We start from the raw sequence: 18,707 nt of genomic DNA, 5'->3' as shown, positions 1-18,707 counted from the left end.
GGTTAGCCGCCGATCTCGCTCATGAGGCGTTCGGGCTGGAGGAAGCCTTCGTCGTCAATGCCGTGACCTGGCTTCTTCAGCCACATGGCCTGGGCCCAGGCGTCGGCAAGTTCGTCGTCCGAGGCTCCTGCGCGCATGAGGTCGCGCAGCGACACCTCGTCCGCGGTTGAAGAGAATAGGCAGGAGCGGACCGCGCCATCTGTGGTGAGGCGCGTGCGGTCGCAGGCACCACAGAACGGGTGCGTCACCGATGCGATGACCCCCAGGGTGCCCGAGCGGGTGCCGTCCGTGATGTTCCACAGGGCGGCGGGTGCCGAGCCGCGCGGTGATTCGGCGGGCGAGAGCGCGTAGCGTTCCTCGACCCGGGCGAGGATGTCGGTGGCCGTCACCATGTCGCTGCGTCGCCAGTTTTCCCGCGGCCCCAGTGGCATCTGCTCGATGAAGCGCAGCTGGAGTCCCTTGTCCAGGGCGAAGTCGACGAGGTCGAGGATCCCGTCCTCGTTCACCCCCGGCATGACCACCGCGTTGACCTTGACGGGGGTCAGGCCGGCGGCGAGGGCGGCGTCGATGCCCGCGAAAACGTCGTGGATGCGGTCGCGGCGCGTCAGGCGCGTGAACAGGTCCGGGCTCGTGGTGTCTAGGGACACGTTGATGCGGTCCAGCCCCGCATCGGCGAGCGCGGAGGCGCGGCGCGCCAGGCCGAGCGCGTTGGTGGTGAGGGCGGTGGTGGGAGGGGTGGGCGTGGCGTCGATACGCATGCGCTTCGTCGCGGCGACAATCTGCTCGAGCGACTTGCGCAGGAGCGGCTCGCCACCGGTGAAGCGAACCTGGCGGATGCCCAGCGACTCGACGGCGAGACGGATGAGGCGGATGGTTTCCTCGTCCGTGAGTGCTTGCTCGGTGGGCATCCACTCGAGGCCGTCTGCCGGCATGCAGTACGTGCAGCGCAGGTTGCAGCGGTCGGTCAGGCTGACACGGAGGTCTCGGGCGGTGCGTCCGTAGCGGTCATCAAGCGTGCGGGCTCCTGTCACTTTCGCTCCTCTTCGTGCGCGGCCTCCACCTCCGCCGTCGACGGGTTGCCGTGCGACCGGTTGCCGGGGCCGGGCAGCGCAATGATGTCGAACTCGTCGCGAGCGAGGTGCTTGCGCAGGTCTTTCTTGTCAAACTTTCCCACGGAGGTTTTGTCGATGGAATCCACAAACGTCCAGTACTCCGGCGTCATCCACTTGGGCAGCACCGATTCCAGCCCGGCGCGCAGCCGCTCGGCGGTGGCGGGGGACGCCTCGATGCCTTTGAGCAGCTTCGTCACCGCGAGCGGGCGCTCGCCCCACTTCTTGTCGGGGATGCCGATGACGGCACACTCGACGACGACGTCGGACTCCATGATGAGATTTTCCACCTGTGCGGAATAAATCCACTCGCCGCCGGAGCGGATGACGTCGCGGGCGCGGTCGTAGAGCGTCATGAACCCGTCGTTGGTCACGGTGCCAACGTCGCCGGTGCGGAGCCAGCCGTCGGCGGTGAAGTGCTTGCGGGCGTCGGTAATCTGCTCCCCGCGGAACTCGGAGGCGAGTTCTCCGGGCTCCTGGGTCGGGGAGTGGTAGTAGCCCTTGGCCACGAGGTTGCCTCGGACCTGGATCTCGCCCTGGGTCAGGTCCGTCGAGGCCATGATCTGGCCGTCGTTGACCACCCGGTACTCCAGCGAGGGTGAGAACCGGCCCTGGGAGATGCGGTACGCCCAGCGGGCCTCGCCGGACGCGCCCGACGGCGGGCGCGCAACCGTGCCAACCGTGGACGTCTCGGTCATGCCCCACACGTGGACAACGTCGACGCCGTAGCGCTCCTCCCACATCTTGATCAGTGCCGGCGGGGCGGGGGAGCCGCCGACGTAGAGCTCCTGGAGGCTCATGCGTTCCGGGGGATTGTGCAGGTAGTGGACCATCAGCTGGATCCAGAGTGTCGGCACGCCGTGGGCGACGCGCGGGTGCGTGGTGGCGATGAGCTTGGCCAGCGTCGGCGCGGACATGTCCGAGTCGGGCAGGACCAGGGGCGCGCCGGCGAGGAACGCGGCGAAGGGCACACCCCAGCTCAGCACGTGGTAGATGGGGATGCAGCAGAGGAATGATTCGCCATGGGTCACGGCGAGCGAGTCCATGGCGCGCAGGCTTGTCGCCTCGAGCCACAGCGAGCGGTGCGAGTACGCCACGCCCTTCGGAGCGCCGGTCGTCGCGGTGGAGTACACCAGGGCGGCGGCCGTGTTTTCGGGGAGGGTGGGCCAGGGGAAGACGGTGCTGCGGCCGTCGAGAAGCTGCTCATAGCTCGCCGTGCGAACCCCCTCCGGAATCTCCGCCGAGGGTTCCGCGATGGGGTAGGGGCCGGTGAACACGACCGTCTCCACCAGCGGGCACTGTGCGAGGAGGCGGCCGAGCTTGGGCGCGAGGCGCGGGTCGGCGACCACGACCTTCGCCTCGGAGTGGTTGACAATGTAGGCGATCTGGTCCTCCATGAGCTGGATATTCAGCGGCGTGAAGACCGCGCCCTTCGCGGCGACGGCGAACATCACCTCGAGGTGCTCGGCGCAGTTGTACATGAAGGTGGCCACGCGCTGGTCGCCGTCAATCCCCAGGTCATCGTGCAGTGCGTTGGCGAACGCCCCGGCGCGCGCGCCAATGTCCGCAAACGTGCATTCCTCTGCGCCGGTCGCGCGCCAGGTCGTGCACTTGGTGGACCCGTGGGTGTGCTGACCGTAGTGCAAAATCTGCGCGACTGAGAACGGCACTTCCTGCATCGTTGAAAGCATGCGGTCTAGTCTAGCCAGTCCGACTCGCCGGAAAACAAGGGCAGGAAGTACACGTGTTGCGCTATGCGTTACACTGTTCGCGGGTTCGACATAGTGCCTGGGCGCTTGACGCGCAGTCGGGGTTCCAGGTAGTTCCCACCAACCCTCCGCACTCGTCGCGTCGCGCACGCAGGCGGCGCACGAATGGTGCGAGGCCAGTGATGCCTTGGCCACCACGACCTCGAGGCCTTTGAGGGGAACACTCGCGGCGAGCAAGTGCCGCATAGAGATTGACACGCCGGTTTAGGCGATGAACGTCCCACATATTGCGCACGGAAACGCGATCGCTTCCGGAGCGCCCGCCGGCTCCTTGGCGGGGGACACCACAATTGGTCAAGCGACGAAAGGACATTCGTGACCGACACGGGTAACGCGGCAGCAGGCGGCAACGCCGATCTTTCCGCACTCAAGATCCCCGAGCTGCGCAAGATGGCGGCGGAAAAGGGCCTGAAGGGCGTCTCCGGTTTGCGGAAGGGCGACCTGATCCAGGCGATTGTGACCGGGGAGGTTCCGCGCAAGGCACGCGCCGCGGCGGCCGAGGCAGCAGCCGAGGAACACACCCACGAGGAGCATCACCGCCGCGCTTCTCGACGCTCCGCTGGTCCCGCGGACGGTGAGCACGCAGCGCAGGACACGCAAGCGGAACAGCCGCAGCAGGGCGAGCAGGCTGAGAACGAGGGGCAGAAGTACGAATCGCGCTCGGCCGCGCGTCGGGCGCGCCGCAACCGCGCACGCCAGGACCAGGACGACAACAACAATCGCGACGACAAGCGCGATGAGAAGCGTGACAACAACGATCACGACAATCGCGACAACCGCGACAACAACAACGACAACAACGGTCGCGGCGGCAAGCACAACAATCACGGCGGCCGAAACAACCGCGACAACAACGACGACGGCAACCAGGGCGGTGGCGGACGCCGCGGCCGCCGGAACCGCCGCAACCGGAACCGAAACCGGGACAACCGCGACAACCAGCACAATCAGAACGACAACAACCAGCAGTTCGACCCGGAGGAGCTGCAGGAAGTTGCCGGCATCGTGGACATCGTGGACAACAACGCCGCGTTTGTCCGCACCACCGGTTACCGCAAGAACAGCGCAGACGTGTACGTGAACCAGAAGCTGGTGCGCCAGAACGGCCTGCGCGCGGGCGACGCCGTGATCGGCCAGGTTCGCCAGAATGGGCAAAGCCATTCCCACGGCAACGGCCGCAACCGCCAGCGCTACAACCAGCTCGTCCGCGTCGACTCCGTCAACGGGATGACCACGGAGGAGGCGAAGCAGCGCGCCGAGTTCCACAAGCTCACCCCGCTGTACCCGAACAAGCGCCTCCGCCTGGAGACCGAGCCGAAGATCCTCACCACCCGCGTGATCGACCTGGTCATGCCGATTGGTAAGGGGCAGCGCGCGCTGATTGTCTCCCCGCCGAAGGCTGGTAAGACGACGATCCTGCAGAACATCGCCAATGCGATCGCCACTAACAACCCGGAGTGCTACCTCATGGTCGTTCTCGTCGACGAGCGCCCGGAAGAGGTCACGGACATGCAGCGCAGCGTGAAGGGCGAGGTCATCGCGTCGACCTTCGATCGCCCGCCGTCAGAGCACACTGCCGTCGCGGAGCTCGCGATCGAGCGCGCGAAGCGTCTGGTGGAGATGGGGCAGGACGTCGTCGTGCTGCTCGACTCCATCACCCGCCTGGGCCGCGCGTACAACAACTCCTCGCCGGCGTCGGGCCGCATCCTTTCCGGTGGTGTGGACTCCAACGCCCTGTACCCGCCGAAGCGCTTCCTGGGTGCAGCCCGAAACATCGAGGAGGGCGGCTCGCTGACCATCATCGCGACCGCCATGGTGGAGACCGGTTCCGCCGGCGACACCGTCATCTTCGAGGAGTTCAAGGGCACCGGCAACGCGGAGCTCAAGCTGGACCGGAAGATCGCGGAGCGCCGCGTGTTCCCAGCGGTGGACGTCAACCCGTCCGGTACGCGCAAGGATGATCTGCTCATGAGCCCGGAGGAGACGCGCATTATGCACAAGCTGCGCCGCATCCTCTCGGCGCTGGATCCGCAGCAGTCCATCGATATGCTGATTAAGCAGCTGAAGAAGACGAAGTCGAACGGCGAGTTCCTCATGGGTGTGGCCAACTCCGCTCCCATGGTCGCGGACAAAGACGAAGAGGAGTACAAGTAATGGCGAATGAAGTCTCACTTGTAGACGACTACGTCTCCGAGTACCAGGGCATCCAGGCCCAGATGAGTGACCCGGAGGTGACCTCGGACCAGAACCTGTTCCGCAAGCTGTCCAAGCGCTACGCCGAGTTGCAGCCGATCATCAAAGCGAACGACGCGCTCCAGCAGGCCAAGGACGACCACGAGGCGGCAGCCGAGATGGCCAGCGAGGACAAGGAGTTCGCGGAGGAGGCGGAGCGCCTCGAGGGCGAGATCGTCCGCCTGGAGGAGGAGCTCGCAGACCTCCTCGCCCCGCGCGACGAGCACGATGGCGACGACGTCATCATGGAGCTCAAAGCCGGTGCGGGCGGCGAAGAGGCTGCCCTGTTCGCGGGCGACCTGGCGCGCATGTACCAGAAGTACTGCGAGAAGAACGGCCTGAAGTGGGACGTCCTCGACGCCGCGGAGACCGACCTCGGTGGCATCAAGGACATGACGGTGTCCGTCAAGGCGAAGAACCCGTCGCGCGACGGCGCCTGGTCCAAGCTGAAGTTCGAGGGCGGCGTCCACCGCGTGCAGCGCGTGCCCGTCACCGAGTCCCAGGGCCGCATCCAGACCTCCGCGGCAGGCGTCTATGTCTTCCCGGAGGCCGACGAGGTCGAGTCCGTCCACATCGACGAGAAGGACATCCGCGTCGACGTCTACCGCTCCTCCGGTAAGGGCGGCCAGGGCGTGAACACCACGGACTCCGCGGTGCGCATCACGCACCTGCCCACCAACATCGTGGTGACCTGCCAGAATGAGCGCTCCCAGATTCAGAACCGCGCCCGCGCGATGCAGGTTCTGCAGGCCCGCCTGGACCAGCTGGAGCGTGAGAAGGCCGAGGCCGCCGAGGCCGAAGGCCGCGCCTCCCAGGTCCGCACGATGGACCGCTCAGAGCGCATCCGCACCTACAATTGGCCGGAGAACCGCATCTCGGATCACCGCATCAACTTCAAGGCGAACAACCTGGATTCGGTCCTCGACGGCAACATGGAGGACCTGATCTCCGCGCTACAAACCCACGAGCGCCAGGAGCGACTTGAAGCCGAGTAGGCGCACCACGATGTGGGAGCAGCTTCTCGACGCCACCTCGATCCTCGCCGACGCCGGCGTCCCCACCCCGGACGTCGACGCCCGCCTGCTCGCCGCCCACGTGCTGGGCGTGAGCCCGATGGCGGTGACGTTTGCGGAGTTGGACGAGACGTTTGCTGAGCGTTTCGCTGGCGTCGTTAAGCGTCGTGCGCAGCGCGAGCCGCTCCAGCACATCACGGGCACGGCCCCCTTCGGGCCGCTCGAACTCGCCGTCGGCCCGGGCGTGTTCATCCCGCGCCCGGAGACGGAAGTCCTGGCCGATTGGGCCGTGCGCACCCTCGCCGGCACGCCGGCACCCGCCGTGGTGGACATGGGCACCGGCTCGGGGGCGCTGGCCATCTACGTTGCCAGCCATATCCCCGAAGCACGCGTGTACGCCGTCGAGCTCTCCGCCACCGCGCGTGAGTACGCGGCGCGCAACGCCGCCTCGCACGGGGTGCGCATCACGCTTGTCGACGCCTCCATGACCGACCCCCAGCTCCTCCGCGACCTCGACGGCGCGGTGGATCTCGTGGTGGCCAACCCGCCGTACGTCCCGGACACCCCGGACCTCGAGCCGGAGGTGTACTGCGACCCGCCCGAGGCCGTCTTCTCCGGCACCGACGGCATGGACGCAATCCGCGGGCTCGTACCGGTGGCCCAGCGACTGCTGCGCCCCGGGGGCTGGTTGGGCGTGGAGCATGACGACGTGACGTCGACAAGCACGTGCTCCGTGATTGAGGCCTGCGACGGCTTCGGTCCGCCGACGGTACTGCGCGACCTGGCCGGGCGGAACCGGTTTGTGTGCGCGAGTAAGCTGTAGCCGAAACGGAACCGAAGGAGCGATATGGGGAGCATGATCTACAACTGCCTCGAGCCGAGCGGGCGCGAGGCGGGGCTGACCGCTGCGGTCGAACAGGTGCAGGCGGGTCGCTGCGTCGTGCTGCCCACGGACACGGTCTACGGGATCGGCGCTGACGCCTTTAATAACGACGCCGTGGCGAGCCTCCTGGCCACCAAGCGCCGCGGGCCGGACATGCCGGTGCCGGTGCTCGTCGGCTCCTGGACCACCATTCAGGGGCTCGTGCGGGAGTTCTCCGACACGGCGAAGACGCTGGTCGAGGCCTTTTGGCCGGGCGGGCTCTCCATCGTCGTCCCGGAGGCGCCGAGCCTGCCGTGGAACCTGGGCGATACGCGCGGCACCGTGCTGTTGCGCATGCCTAACCAGCCGCTCGCGCTGGAGCTGCTGCAGAGGACGGGGCCGATGGCGGTGTCGTCCGCCAACATCTCTGGCAATCCGCCGGCGCTCAACGCAGCGAACGCGAAGCAGCAGTTTGGCGACGCGATCGGCGTGTACCTCGACGGTGGCGACGCGCAGGTGGGCGAGCCTTCCACGATCATCGACATCTCGGGCCGCCACCCGCAGATCTTGCGCGAGGCCGTGATCAGCGCCGAACGGCTCGGTGAAGTTCTGAACCTTGACCCGGAGAGCTTGCGGAGGAAGTAGATGACGGGAGCTGGCGTCCCGCTGCGCGAGCTCGGCCTCGTCCTGCTCGTAGCCGCCGCAATCACGTACCTAGCCACCGGCCCGGTGCGCTCATTGCTCGTGCGCACCGGGCGTGTCGCGGAGGTCCGCAAACGAGACGTGCACACGCAGCCGACGCCGTCCGTGGGCGGGCTTGCTATGTTCACCGGCTTCGTTTGCGCCGTGTTCCTCGCACAGCAGCTTCCCGCGCTGACCCGCGGTTTTGCGCCGATCACCCCGGAGATGACGGCGGTGCTGGCGGGCGCGTTTGCGATCGTCATCGTGGGCATCGTGGACGACCTCTACGAGCTCGGCGCAATGACGAAGCTGCTGGGGCAGTTCTTGGCCGCCATCATTATGTGCCTGATGGGCATTGCGTTCACCGTGTTCTACGTGCCCTTCGGTGAGGGCACCACGCTGATTCTGGACCAGATGCAGGGCATGGTGATCGCTGCCGTGTTTACGGTGCTGCTGGTCAACGCCGTGAACTTCGTCGACGGCATCGACGGGCTCGCCGCGGGGATCGGCGTCATCGCCGGCGCAGCGATCCTGGTGTTTTCGCTCACCGTCCTGCACGAGCAGGGCGGTGCCGTGTCCGCGTATCCGCCTGCGATCATTTGCGCGGCGCTCGTGGGCATCTGCGCGGGTTTCCTTCCGCACAATTTTGAGCCGGCACGCATCTTCATGGGCGACTCGGGCGCGATGCTGATCGGATTGCTGCTGGCTGCGGCGTCGATCTCGGCGTCGGGCAAGATCAACATGTCGCTGTACGGGACCGCAGACCTGGTGGCGTTGATCAGTCCGATCATCGTGGTCGCTGCTGCGATTGCGCTTCCGGTGGTGGACCTGGTTTGGGCGGTGATTCGACGCACCGCGAGGGGGCAAAGCCCCTTTGCTGCGGACGCCGGGCACATCCACCACAGGCTTCTGCGCTTGGGGCATACGCACCGACGCACCGTGCTCGTTCTGTACTTCTGGGTCGCCGCTGTGGCGTTTGGCGCGGTGAGCTTCTCCATCGTCCCGGTGCGGGTGGCAGCGGTGTTCACCGCTGTACTCTTGCTCGGCGCCTTTCTGCTCACACTCGTCCCGTTGATGGCCGGAAAGATTGGGCCGAAACCGGTCGAGGCCCCGCAGGGGTCCGGCGAGGGGAGAGGGCGCGGGGAGGTCGAGCACGCGCGTAGGTAAACTTACCCACCGTGACTACTTCCAGCCCGAATCCGGAATCCCAGCCCCGCGACCTCAACGTACGCGACGCCTCAGAGTACACGGACCAGCGTCGGCCGATCATCCGTGCCCTGAAGGTCGCCGGGGGAGCGCTTGTCGCGCTCACCTTGATCAGCCTGATGGCATGGGGCGCCACGCGTGATCTCCCCGGGATCTGGGCCGTGCTCTTGGGCGTGGCGATTGGCGGTGGGTTCGTCCTGGCCACCGCAGTCACCGTCCTGGTGACCTCCGAATCCTCGCCCAGCACCACGATGGCGGTCGTCCTCGGCGGGTGGCTGGTCAAGATGGTGGTCTTGATTTTGCTCTTCGTCTGGTTGCGTAACTTCAACTTTTATGATTCGACGGCGTTCGGTGTCACCACGCTCGCGGCGCTCGTCGTCGCGCTGGCCGCCGAGGCGTGGGGCGTTATTACGACGAGGACGTCGTACCTGAGCTAGCCCCGAGCTAGCGCCGATCCGACCTGCCCCCGGAGGTGCGCAACCGGGGGTAGCCAGGCCCTCGCCTTGGCCAAAGAAGGGGAAAATTCCACCCCTTTTCGCGTGTGTGTGACTGATGTTACAGGAGGGCAAATCTGCAGGCTGTTGAGCCAAAGTTGGCCGCAAACTTCCCAGGTTGAGAGCGCATAGTGCCCGAGTCCCCCCAAAGTCCAGGAAACTCACGATGACCTGTTAAAGTATCCGCTGGGCTTACTTGAGGCAGGGGACTGCCCAGCGCCGCTGGGTCTCGCTGCCTGAAGAGACTCCCCTGTCCCCGCGGAAGCAGATGTGCGACGGAGTCCGCCGCGGGAGACAGCCTTGATGAAGACGTCCATCGCACCGCATTCTTTGAGGATGCGGCCCGAGAACGGGAGAGAACGCTGAGCGTTACAACTTTGGCCATGAAGGGTTCATTCCACGCACCCGAACTTGGTCCAGAAATTTTCCCGGGGCACACGTACGACCAGTTCATTGGTGAAGACTTTGCCAATGGATGGTTCGCGCTCGACCGCATTATGCTTGTCCGACTTCTTGTCGCGGCAATCCTTGTGGTCCTCTTTGTTATTGCCTTTAGGAAGCCGAAGCTGGTTCCTAAGGGGCTGCAAAACTTCGCAGAGATGGGCGTGGACTTCGTCCGCGTCAACATTGCAGAAGATACGTTGGGGAAGAAGGACGGAAACCGGTTCCTGCCGGTCATTGCCACCATCTTCTTCACCGTGCTGTTCATGAATGCCGCGACGATCATTCCGTTCCTCAACATCTCACCTAACGCACGTATCGGCATGCCGGCCGTGCTGGCGGTTGTTGCCTACATCGCGATGATCTACGCGGGCGTCCAGCGCTACGGTGTGGCGTTTTTCAAGCACTCCACCGTCATTCCTGGACTGCCTTTCTTCCTCCACTTCCTCGTGGTGCCGATTGAGATCTTCTCAACCTTCATCCTGCGTCCGGTCACCCTGGCAATTCGTCTGATGGCGAACTTCCTGGCCGGCCACATCATTTTGGTCCTGCTGTACTCTGCTACGAACTTCTTCTTCTGGCAGCTCAACGGGTGGACCGCATTCAGTGGCCTGACCATCATTGCTGCGATTCTGTTCACGCTCTACGAGCTCATCGTTATTTTCCTGCAGGCATACATTTTTGCCCTGCTGACGGCGGTGTACATCGAACTATCGCTGCATGCGGATGCGCACTAACAAAGCGCGACCAACCGGTCAAACTGAATAACCCCTCCACATTGTCACTCGCCCTCCCGCACTAGGAGCGGGGGAGCACCTAGAAAGGGAACGACTTTCACATGAACGACATCATCCTCGCCCAGGCAAACGAGTCTGTCACCGCGTTCGACGGCCTCCAGTCCATCGGCTACGGCATCGCCACCATCGGCCCCGGCATCGGTATCGGCATGCTGGTTGGCAAGACCGTTGAGGGCATGGCTCGCCAGCCCGAGATGGCTGGTCAGCTGCGTACCACCATGTTCCTGGGTATCGCCTTCGTTGAGGCCCTTGCCCTCATCGGCCTCGTTGCCGGCTTCCTGTTCTAAGAAAAGCTCGCACCACCTAGCGAACAGATTTCATTTCTAGAACAGGAGCAACCAATGACTAACGTCAACGAATTTCTCGTGGCGGCAGAAGGGACCGAGGAGATTCCGATGACTTCGGAGCCCTCCGTGCTTCTGCCTGCCCCGTACGACGTGGTTTGGTCGCTTGTCGTCTTCATCATCATCTTCCTCCTCTTCTGGAAGTACGTGCTTCCGAAGTTCCGGGAAGTGCTGGCGGAGCGCGAAGACCAAATCAAGGGTGGCATTGAGCGCGCTCAGGCTGCCCAGGCTGAAGCATCGGCTGCCCTGGAAAAGAACAATGCTGAGCTTGCCGAGGCACGCGCCGAGGCCGCCGCGATCCGCGAAGCTGCCCGCACCAAGGGTAAGGAGATCGAGGCGGAGTCCCGCGAGCGCGCCGAGGCAGAGTCCAAGCGCATTGTGGAAGCTGGAGAGAAGCAGCTTCTGGCATCCCGTGAGCAGGTCGTCGCAGAGCTGCGCAACGATTTGGGCCAGAACTCGATCAACCTCGCCGAGCGTCTGCTTGGCACCGAGCTGTCGGACTCCACCCGCCGCTCGAACACGATCGACTCCTTCCTCTCTGAGCTCGACAACGTCTCGACGAGAAAGTAGGCGAGATGAAGGCAGCGAGTCGCGAAGCACAAGCAAAGGTCTCGGAGAAGCTTGATCAGCTGATCCAGAATTCCGACAATGCCGTCGCCGTGGCGATGAACGTCGGTGCTGAGCTCTTCCTCATCGTGAACCAGCTCGACGGCGAGCGCGCACTGCGCATCGCCGTTGCTGATAACTCGGTGGAAAGCTCCCAGCGCACCGGCATTATGCGCGACGTGTTCAGCGCCAAGGTCGCAGATCCGACGCTTGAGGTCCTGCTGGCAGCAGCCGAGCAGGAGTGGTCCACGCCCCGCGAGTTCCGCACCGGGCTGGTCAACCTCGGCCGCCGCGCAATCGCGCGCGGTGCCGAGAAAGACGGCAAGCTCGAGCAGGTTGAAACTGAGCTGTACCAGCTCGCCAACGTGCTGGAGCGCGAAAAGGATCTGACCCAGCTGTTGTCCGACCGCACGGCGGCCTCCGAGAAAAAGCGAGGATTGCTGGCAAACGTGATTTACGGCAAGGTGACGATGTTCACCGAGGCTTTGGCTTTGCAGGTCATCGGTCGCCCGCGCCACAACCCGGTAGATGACTTGGTGGAGCTGTCCTCCGAGTTTGCCGGTATGCGTGGCAAGACCGTGGCACGTGTCGCCACCGCGGAGGAGTTGTCCGACTCCCAGCGCGGCGTCCTGGCGCAGAAGCTTGAGAAGATTTACGGCCGCGAGATGGCCATCCACTCCGAGGTTGACCCCAGCCTCCTCGGTGGTGTGGTTATCCGCGTTGGTGACGAAGTGATTGACGGTTCGACGCGTGGCAAGCTCACGCGCCTGCGCACCGACGTCGCTGCCAACGCGGCCCTTTAGAACGAAGATAATGCTGGAACAAACTACCGAGAGCAGGAAGAACATGGCGGAGCTGACGATCTCCTCCGATGAGATCCGTAGCGCGATAGCGAACTACACCTCGAGCTACTCCGCGGAGGCCTCCCGTGAGGAGGTCGGCGTGGTGACTTCGGCTGCAGATGGTATTGCCCAGGTTTCCGGGCTGCCAGGGTGCATGACGAACGAGCTGCTCGAGTTCCCGAACGGCGTCATTGGCGTCGCACAGAACCTCGAGACCGATTCCATCGGTGTCGTGGTGCTGGGTAACTTTGAGTCCCTGACCGAAGGCGACGAAGTCAAGCGGACGGGCGAAGTCCTGTCCATCCCCGTTGGGGAAGACTTCCTTGGCCGAGTAATCAACCCCCTGGGTCAGCCGATTGACGGCCTTGGCCCGATTGAGTCCAAAGAAGAGCGCGCCCTGGAGCTCCAGGCCGCAGGCGTTCTCGACCGCCAGCCGGTCGAGGAGCCGCTGCAGACGGGCATGAAGGCGATTGACGCCATGACCCCGATCGGCCGCGGCCAGCGTCAGCTCATCATTGGTGACCGCAAGACCGGTAAGACCGCGGTCTGCATCGACACCATCCTCAACCAGAAGGCTTTCTGGGAGACCGGTGACCCGTCGAAGCAGGTGCGCTGCATCTACGTGGCTGTGGGCCAGAAGGGCTCCACCATCGCTGGTGTGCGCAAGACCCTGGAGGATCACGGTGCGCTGGAGTACACCACCATCGTGGCGGCTCCGGCGTCCGACTCCGCAGGCTTCAAGTGGCTGGCACCGTTCTCCGGCGCTGCACTCGGCCAGCACTGGATGTACCAGGGCAAGCACGTCCTGGTCATCTACGATGATCTGACCAAGCAGGCCGAGGCCTACCGTGCGATCTCGCTGCTGCTGCGCCGCCCGCCGGGCCGCGAGGCATACCCGGGCGACGTCTTCTACCTGCACTCCCGTCTCCTGGAGCGTGCAGCGAAGCTGAACGACGAGCTCGGCGCTGGCTCCCTGACCGCACTGCCGATCATCGAGACCAAGGCAAACGACGTGGGCGCGTTCATTCCGACCAACGTCATTTCCATTACGGACGGCCAGGTCTTCCTCCAGTCCGACCTGTTCAACCAGGGCGTGCGCCCGGCTATCGACGTGGGTATCTCTGTCTCCCGTGTCGGTGGCGCTGCGCAGACCAAGGGCATGAAGAAGGTCGCAGGTAACCTGCGTCTGGACCTCGCCGCATACCGCGACCTCGAGGCGTTCGCGGCCTTCGCTTCCGACCTCGACGCTGCTTCCAAGAAGCAGCTTGAGCGCGGTCAGCGTCTGGTCGAGCTGCTGAAGCAGTCCGAGAACGCACCGCAACCGGTTGAGTACCAGATCGTGTCCATCTGGGCAGCGAACGAGGGCCTCTTCGACGTCGTTCCCGTCGAGGATGTCCGCCGTTACGAGTCCGAGCTGCAGGAGGCCATCCAGTCCTCCGCACCCGAGGTCTTTAGCCAGATCGAGGGCGGCAAGCAGCTCGACGACGCTTCGAAGGACGCCATCAAGCGCGTCAACGAAGAGTTCGCTCGCACCTTCCAGGCTTCCTCGGGCGAGCGCGTCGTGCGCGAGCCGGAGGCGCAGGCCCTGGACGCCGGCGAAGTGTCCAAGAACAAGCTCAACGTCAGCCGCTCCTAGGTTCTGCAGCGCGCAGGACTTTAGGACCTACATAAAGGAAGGGAGGAAACAGCACCATGGCAACACTTCGCGAATTGCGTGACCGCATCCGGTCCGTTAACTCAACGAAGAAGATCACCAAGGCCCAAGAGCTGATCGCTACGTCGCAGATCACCAAGGCCCAGGCTCGCGTCGCTGCGGCGAAGCCGTACGCGGACGAGATGCAAGACGTCATGGAACGCCTCGCCGCCGCGAGCTCCCTCGACCACCCCATGCTCCGTGAGCGTGACGGTGGGCGAGTCGCGGCGATCCTCGTGGTCACCTCTGACCGCGGTATGGCTGGCGGCTACAACCACAACGTGCTGAAGAAGGCCGCTGAGCTTGAGCGCATGCTGAGCGACGCAGGCTACGAGGTGGTTCGCTACGTCACCGGTAACAAGGGAGTTACCCACTTCCGGTTCCGTGACATGGACGTCGCTGGCGCGTGGACCGGCTGGTCCCAGAAGCCGTCGTGGGAGGATACGCACAACGTGCGTCGCCACATCATCGACGGTTTCATGGCTGGTTCCGAGGACACCGCCAAGTGGCGCGAAGGCGTCAACGGCACGGAGGGCCAGGGCGTGCGCGGTTTCGACCAAGTGCACGTCGTCTATACCGAATTCGTGTCTATGCTCTCGCAGGAAGCGCGCGTGCACCAGCTGCTGCCCATCGAGCCCGTCCTCGAGGAATTCGAGTACGAGCAGAAGAGCATGCTGGAGCAGGACGGCTCCGTGAACCCGGATATGAGCTTCGAGCCAGATCCGGACACGCTGCTGACCTCGTTGCTTCCGGCATATGTTTCCAGGTCGCTCTACTCGATCTTCTTGGAAGCATCGGCTTCGGAATCCGCTTCTCGCCGTACGGCGATGAAGAACGCGACGGATAACGCCACTGACCTGGCGAACAATCTGTCCCGTGAGGCTAACCAAGCCCGTCAGGCAAAAATCACCCAGGAAATCACCGAGATTATCGGCGGCGCTGGCGCGCTGTCCGGTAGTGGAGAAAGTGACTAAATCATGACTACTGCTCAATCTTTTGATGAGCGCAACGATGAGCCGGTGGGCGAGGCCGAGACCAAGGCTGCAGCCCACGAGGCACAGTCCGCGCAGAACCCGCAGGGTTCTGACAACGGACGCGTCGTTCGCGTAATCGGCGCAGTCGTCGACGTGGAGTTCCCGCGCGGCGAGCTGCCCGCTCTGTACAACGCACTCGAGGTCGACATCGAGCTCGAGGGCATGTCCCGCACCATCGTGCTCGAGGTTGCCCAGTTCCTGGGCGACAACCTGCTGCGTACCATCGCCATGGCCCCGACGGACGGCCTTGTGCGTGGCGCGAAGGTGCTCGACACCGGCAACCCGATCTCCGTCCCGGTCGGCGACCAGGTCAAGGGCCACGTGTTCAACGCACTCGGCCAGTGTTTGGACGACCCGAGCGTCGGCGAGAACGGCGACCGCTGGGGCATCCACCGCCAGCCGCCGGCCTTCAAGGACCTCGAGGGTAAGACCGAGATCCTGGAAACCGGTATTAAGGTCATCGACCTGCTCACCCCGTACGTGAAGGGCGGCAAGATCGGCCTCTTCGGCGGCGCAGGTGTGGGCAAGACGGTCCTCATCCAGGAGATGATTACCCGTATCGCCCGCGAGTTCTCCGGTACGTCGGTCTTCGCCGGCGTCGGCGAGCGTACCCGTGAGGGCACCGACCTCTTCCTCGAGATGGAAGAGATGGGCGTGCTCCCAGATACGGCCCTTGTCTTCGGCCAGATGGATGAGCCGCCGGGGGTTCGTATGCGTGTGGCCCTGTCCGGCCTGACCATGGCGGAGTACTTCCGCGATGTGCAGAACCAGGACGTGCTGCTCTTCATCGACAACATCTTCCGTTTCACCCAGGCCGGTTCCGAGGTCTCGACCCTGCTGGGTCGTATGCCTTCCGCCGTGGGCTACCAGCCCACCCTGGCTGATGAGATGGGCGTGCTGCAGGAGCGCATTACCTCCACCAAGGGTCGCTCCATTACCTCGCTGCAGGCGGTCTACGTGCCTGCCGATGACTACACCGACCCGGCACCGGCGACCACCTTCGCCCACCTGGATGCGACGACCGAGCTGTCGCGTTCCATTGCCTCCAAGGGTATTTACCCGGCTGTGGACCCGCTGACCTCGACCTCCCGCATCCTGGAGCCGGGCATTGTCGGCGAGCGTCACTACGCAGTCGCGCAGAAGGTGATCGGTATTCTGCAGAAGAACAAGGAGCTGCAGGACATCATCGCCATCCTTGGTATGGACGAGCTGTCCGAAGAGGACAAGATCACCGTTATGCGTGCTCGTAAGCTGCAGCGCTTCCTCGGCCAGAACTTCTTCGTGGCGAAGAAGTTCACGGGCGACGAGGGCTCCTACGTCCCGCTCGAGGAGACGATCGAGGCCTTCGACAAGCTCTGCGAGGGCGAGTTCGACGCCTACCCGGAGCAGGCCTTCAGCAACCTCGGTGGTCTCGACGACGTCGAGGCCGCGTACCAGAAGCTGCAGGGCTAGGAGGCAGACATGGCTGAACTTACCGCGCAATTGGTGTCGGTGGACCGCATGCTTTGGTCGGGTCAGGCCAGCATCGTCACCGCCCAGACCATCGAAGGTGAGATCGGCGTGCTGCCCGGTCACGAGCCGTTCCTTGGCCAGCTCAAGGAGAACGGCGTGGTGACCATCCGTCCCACCAGCGGCGACCGCATCGTTGCCGCTGTGCAGGGCGGGTTCCTCTCCGTCCAGGGCGACAAGGTGACCATCCTCGCTGACTTCGCGAAGCTCGCGGACGAGGTTGACACCACCGAGGCAGAGTCCGGCCTGCACGCCGACGACTCCCTCGTGAAGGCCCGCTCGGAGGCCGAGCTTGCCGCGGTTCGCCGCAACAGCTCGCGCTAGACCGAGTTTGCGTCAGCGCCCGGGAGGAGGGCAACGCACGCTCCTTCCTTGCACGTTTCGCGCCCCCACCTGCCGTGAGGTAGGTGGGGGCGCGACGTCGTTAAGCGGCCGCCCCGATGATGCTTGCATTGTCTGCGCAGCAAAGTAGGATTATCGCTTAAGCGTGCTTCCACGATGTGCGGGGGGCCTGGCAACAACGGAATCTCGCAGGGAGGTGTCGATGGAGATCATCGTCTCTGTGGTGCTGCTTGTGGTCATCGGGGTCACGGGCATTGCTATCTGGCGGTTTGCCATGTTCCGGAATTCCGGCGGGCGCGCGCTGATCCGCAAGCTGCCGGCCCAGGGGCTGCACGGCTGGCGGCACGGTATTCTGCGATACACGGGGGAAGAGCTGCAGTTTTATAAGCTGCGGTCGCTGTCATCAAACTACGATTACGCGCTGGACCGCCGCGACCTGACTATCAACGGGGTGCGCGACCTGACTGCGGATGAGCAGGAGATTATGCCGGGGGTGTCGACGGTCCTGGAAATGACCAGCCCGCGCGGGCAACTCGAGTTTGCGGCGGATCGCCACGTGGAGATGGCGCTCATTTCTTGGGTGGAGTCTGCGCCGGATCGTCGCCAGCAGCGCTTGGACGTTCGCTCGCTGGCACAGCGCGTGCAGCGCGGCCGCGCCTAAGTGCTTCTCGACGCCACTGCGCACCCACCCGACCCGTTTCTGTTCCCCGTTGCGCGCCCGGTACCCTGTGGTGCATGCGTCTCGTCATAGCTCGTTGTTCCGTTGACTACGTTGGTCGCCTCGCGGCGCACCTTCCGTCCGCGCTGCGCCTCATCTTGCTGAAATCCGACGGCTCGGTGTCCGTCCACGCGGACGACCGTGCTTACAAGCCCCTGAACTGGATGACGCCGCCGTGCACCCTGAAGGAGGAAGCGGTGGTGGACATCGACGGCGAGGATACCGGCGAGCAACTCTGGATCGTGGAGAACCCGAAGGGGGAGCAGCTGCGCATCACGGTGGAAGAGATTCTGTCGGACTCCTCCTACGAGCTGGGCGAGGACCCGGGACTGGTCAAGGACGGCGTCGAGGCGCACCTGCAGGAGCTGCTGGCGGAGCACATTGGCACCCTCGGCGAGGGCTACAGCCTGGTGCGCCGCGAGTACCCCACGGCGATCGGTCCGGTGGACATCCTCGCCAGGGATGCGGACGGGCAGACCGTGGCGGTAGAGATCAAGCGGCGCGGCGGGATCGACGGCGTGGAGCAGCTCACTCGCTACGTTGAGCTGCTCAACCGCGACGAGGTGCTCAAGCCGGTGCGCGGGGTGTTCGCGGCGCAAGAGATCAAGCCGCAGGCGCGCACGCTCGCCGAGGACCGCGGCTTCCGCTGCCTGACCCTGGACTACGACGAGCTCCGCGGCATCGAGTCCGACGAGCTGCGGCTCTTCTAGGCGCGAAGGGGAAACGATGCCGAGACGGAACCGGAGACACAACGTCACCCCGTCCTACGTGCTACCGCGCGACGGGTCCACATTCATTGGGACCCAGGAGGTCGAGGGCCCCAGCTGGGCGAACGGGGAGATCTACCTCGTGCGCCAGATCGGCGCCGCAGCGGCGAATAAGTTCTACGTGTGCCCGCGATGCAACCAGAACATTCCGCCGGGCGTGGCGCACGTCGTGGCGTGGCCGCGCGACACAGGCGGGCGTGGCGACGATCGCCGCCACTGGCACAAGCACTGCTGGGAGAAGCGGTAGC

Annotated in this window: 19 protein-coding genes; 17 read left to right on the top strand and 2 right to left on the bottom strand. The window is 64.5% G+C overall.

Annotated features, from left to right (window positions below):
* Positions 1-2: 2 nt before the first annotated feature.
* Complete coding sequence (gene moaA / locus CKJ84_RS05390) at positions 3-1,031, bottom strand: GTP 3',8-cyclase MoaA (protein ID WP_095546162.1); 1,029 nt, start codon at positions 1,029-1,031, stop codon at positions 3-5.
* On the bottom strand, positions 1,028-2,800 hold the full coding sequence (locus tag CKJ84_RS05385) for a long-chain fatty-acid--CoA ligase (RefSeq protein WP_095546161.1): 1,773 nt from the start codon (positions 2,798-2,800) through the stop codon (positions 1,028-1,030). Before CKJ84_RS05385 ends, moaA begins: the two co-directional genes overlap by 4 nt.
* A gap of 393 nt (positions 2,801-3,193) precedes the next feature.
* On the opposite strand from CKJ84_RS05385, the gene rho reads away from it, so the two are divergent.
* From rho to CKJ84_RS05300, 17 genes are all read left to right on the top strand, one after another.
* The gene (rho, locus tag CKJ84_RS05380; protein ID WP_095546160.1) at positions 3,194-5,032 is read left to right on the top strand and encodes a transcription termination factor Rho; all 1,839 of its coding nucleotides are present in this window, start codon (positions 3,194-3,196) and stop codon (positions 5,030-5,032) included.
* Complete coding sequence (gene prfA / locus CKJ84_RS05375) at positions 5,032-6,105, top strand: peptide chain release factor 1 (RefSeq protein ID WP_095275994.1); 1,074 nt, start codon at positions 5,032-5,034, stop codon at positions 6,103-6,105. The genes rho and prfA overlap by 1 nt, the downstream gene beginning before the upstream one ends.
* A gap of 10 nt (positions 6,106-6,115) precedes the next feature.
* A complete protein-coding gene (gene prmC / locus CKJ84_RS05370) occupies positions 6,116-6,946 on the top strand; it encodes a peptide chain release factor N(5)-glutamine methyltransferase (protein ID WP_095546159.1) in 831 nt (276 codons plus the stop codon).
* 24 nt (positions 6,947-6,970) lie between these two features.
* On the top strand, positions 6,971-7,630 hold the full coding sequence (locus CKJ84_RS05365; protein WP_095546158.1) for an L-threonylcarbamoyladenylate synthase: 660 nt from the start codon (positions 6,971-6,973) through the stop codon (positions 7,628-7,630).
* Positions 7,631-8,833 carry a glycosyltransferase family 4 protein gene (locus CKJ84_RS05360; protein WP_095546157.1) on the top strand — a complete coding sequence of 401 codons (1,203 nt, stop codon included), beginning with the start codon at positions 7,631-7,633 and terminating at the stop codon, positions 8,831-8,833.
* Between the two features lie 11 nt (positions 8,834-8,844).
* Positions 8,845-9,309: a hypothetical protein gene (locus CKJ84_RS05355; RefSeq protein ID WP_095276003.1), complete on the top strand. Its 465-nt coding sequence runs from the start codon at positions 8,845-8,847 to the stop codon at positions 9,307-9,309.
* Between the two features lie 440 nt (positions 9,310-9,749).
* Complete coding sequence (gene atpB / locus CKJ84_RS05350) at positions 9,750-10,544, top strand: F0F1 ATP synthase subunit A (protein ID WP_095276005.1); 795 nt, start codon at positions 9,750-9,752, stop codon at positions 10,542-10,544.
* A 101-nt stretch (positions 10,545-10,645) separates the two neighbouring features.
* Entirely contained in the window at positions 10,646-10,891 is a 246-nt protein-coding gene (locus CKJ84_RS05345; protein ID WP_095276007.1) for an ATP synthase F0 subunit C, read from the top strand.
* A 54-nt stretch (positions 10,892-10,945) separates the two neighbouring features.
* Positions 10,946-11,518, top strand: coding sequence for a F0F1 ATP synthase subunit B (locus CKJ84_RS05340; RefSeq protein WP_095536947.1), 573 nt, complete (start codon positions 10,946-10,948; stop codon positions 11,516-11,518).
* Between the two features lie 5 nt (positions 11,519-11,523).
* Positions 11,524-12,357, top strand: coding sequence for a F0F1 ATP synthase subunit delta (locus CKJ84_RS05335; protein ID WP_095276012.1), 834 nt, complete (start codon positions 11,524-11,526; stop codon positions 12,355-12,357).
* A gap of 10 nt (positions 12,358-12,367) precedes the next feature.
* Positions 12,368-14,032, top strand: a complete 1,665-nt coding sequence (gene atpA / locus CKJ84_RS05330) for a F0F1 ATP synthase subunit alpha (RefSeq protein ID WP_095276014.1) — start codon at positions 12,368-12,370, stop codon at positions 14,030-14,032.
* Between the two features lie 56 nt (positions 14,033-14,088).
* A complete protein-coding gene (locus CKJ84_RS05325; protein ID WP_095546156.1) occupies positions 14,089-15,063 on the top strand; it encodes a F0F1 ATP synthase subunit gamma in 975 nt (324 codons plus the stop codon).
* A gap of 3 nt (positions 15,064-15,066) precedes the next feature.
* Complete coding sequence (atpD, locus tag CKJ84_RS05320) at positions 15,067-16,575, top strand: F0F1 ATP synthase subunit beta (RefSeq protein ID WP_233125505.1); 1,509 nt, start codon at positions 15,067-15,069, stop codon at positions 16,573-16,575.
* A gap of 9 nt (positions 16,576-16,584) precedes the next feature.
* Positions 16,585-16,956 carry a F0F1 ATP synthase subunit epsilon gene (locus CKJ84_RS05315; RefSeq protein WP_095546155.1) on the top strand — a complete coding sequence of 124 codons (372 nt, stop codon included), beginning with the start codon at positions 16,585-16,587 and terminating at the stop codon, positions 16,954-16,956.
* Between the two features lie 220 nt (positions 16,957-17,176).
* Positions 17,177-17,635: a DUF2550 domain-containing protein gene (locus CKJ84_RS05310; protein ID WP_095546154.1), complete on the top strand. Its 459-nt coding sequence runs from the start codon at positions 17,177-17,179 to the stop codon at positions 17,633-17,635.
* A gap of 74 nt (positions 17,636-17,709) precedes the next feature.
* A complete protein-coding gene (nucS, locus tag CKJ84_RS05305; RefSeq protein ID WP_095276025.1) occupies positions 17,710-18,402 on the top strand; it encodes an endonuclease NucS in 693 nt (230 codons plus the stop codon).
* Between the two features lie 16 nt (positions 18,403-18,418).
* Positions 18,419-18,706, top strand: coding sequence for a hypothetical protein (locus tag CKJ84_RS05300; protein WP_095276028.1), 288 nt, complete (start codon positions 18,419-18,421; stop codon positions 18,704-18,706).
* The last annotated feature ends 1 nt before the right edge of the window (position 18,707 follow it).

The sequence above is a fragment of the Corynebacterium sp. NML 120412 genome (genome assembly GCF_002285155.1).
GTDB lineage: Bacteria > Actinomycetota > Actinomycetes > Mycobacteriales > Mycobacteriaceae > Corynebacterium > Corynebacterium gottingense.
The sequence above is the reverse complement of the archived record's forward strand: the minus strand, read 5'-3'. Positions and strand labels throughout refer to the sequence as shown.

Excerpts from the sequence above, each read along its gene's own strand:
- CKJ84_RS05360 (WP_095546157.1), top strand. The coding sequence starts at position 7,631 with ATGACGGGAGCTGGCGTCCCGCTGCGCGAGCTCGGCCTCGTCCTGCTC.
- nucS (WP_095276025.1), top strand. The coding sequence starts at position 17,710 with ATGCGTCTCGTCATAGCTCGTTGTTCCGTTGACTACGTTGGTCGCCTC.
- CKJ84_RS05345 (WP_095276007.1), top strand. The coding sequence starts at position 10,646 with ATGAACGACATCATCCTCGCCCAGGCAAACGAGTCTGTCACCGCGTTC.
- CKJ84_RS05335 (WP_095276012.1), top strand. The coding sequence starts at position 11,524 with ATGAAGGCAGCGAGTCGCGAAGCACAAGCAAAGGTCTCGGAGAAGCTT.
- prmC (WP_095546159.1), top strand. The coding sequence starts at position 6,116 with ATGTGGGAGCAGCTTCTCGACGCCACCTCGATCCTCGCCGACGCCGGC.
- CKJ84_RS05310 (WP_095546154.1), top strand. The coding sequence starts at position 17,177 with ATGGAGATCATCGTCTCTGTGGTGCTGCTTGTGGTCATCGGGGTCACG.
- prfA (WP_095275994.1), top strand. The coding sequence starts at position 5,032 with ATGGCGAATGAAGTCTCACTTGTAGACGACTACGTCTCCGAGTACCAG.
- atpD (WP_233125505.1), top strand. The coding sequence starts at position 15,067 with ATGACTACTGCTCAATCTTTTGATGAGCGCAACGATGAGCCGGTGGGC.
- CKJ84_RS05325 (WP_095546156.1), top strand. The coding sequence starts at position 14,089 with ATGGCAACACTTCGCGAATTGCGTGACCGCATCCGGTCCGTTAACTCA.
- CKJ84_RS05315 (WP_095546155.1), top strand. The coding sequence starts at position 16,585 with ATGGCTGAACTTACCGCGCAATTGGTGTCGGTGGACCGCATGCTTTGG.
- CKJ84_RS05385 (WP_095546161.1), bottom strand. The coding sequence starts at position 2,800 with ATGCTTTCAACGATGCAGGAAGTGCCGTTCTCAGTCGCGCAGATTTTG.
- CKJ84_RS05365 (WP_095546158.1), top strand. The coding sequence starts at position 6,971 with ATGGGGAGCATGATCTACAACTGCCTCGAGCCGAGCGGGCGCGAGGCG.
- CKJ84_RS05300 (WP_095276028.1), top strand. The coding sequence starts at position 18,419 with ATGCCGAGACGGAACCGGAGACACAACGTCACCCCGTCCTACGTGCTA.
- CKJ84_RS05340 (WP_095536947.1), top strand. The coding sequence starts at position 10,946 with ATGACTAACGTCAACGAATTTCTCGTGGCGGCAGAAGGGACCGAGGAG.
- atpB (WP_095276005.1), top strand. The coding sequence starts at position 9,750 with ATGAAGGGTTCATTCCACGCACCCGAACTTGGTCCAGAAATTTTCCCG.
- atpA (WP_095276014.1), top strand. The coding sequence starts at position 12,368 with ATGCTGGAACAAACTACCGAGAGCAGGAAGAACATGGCGGAGCTGACG.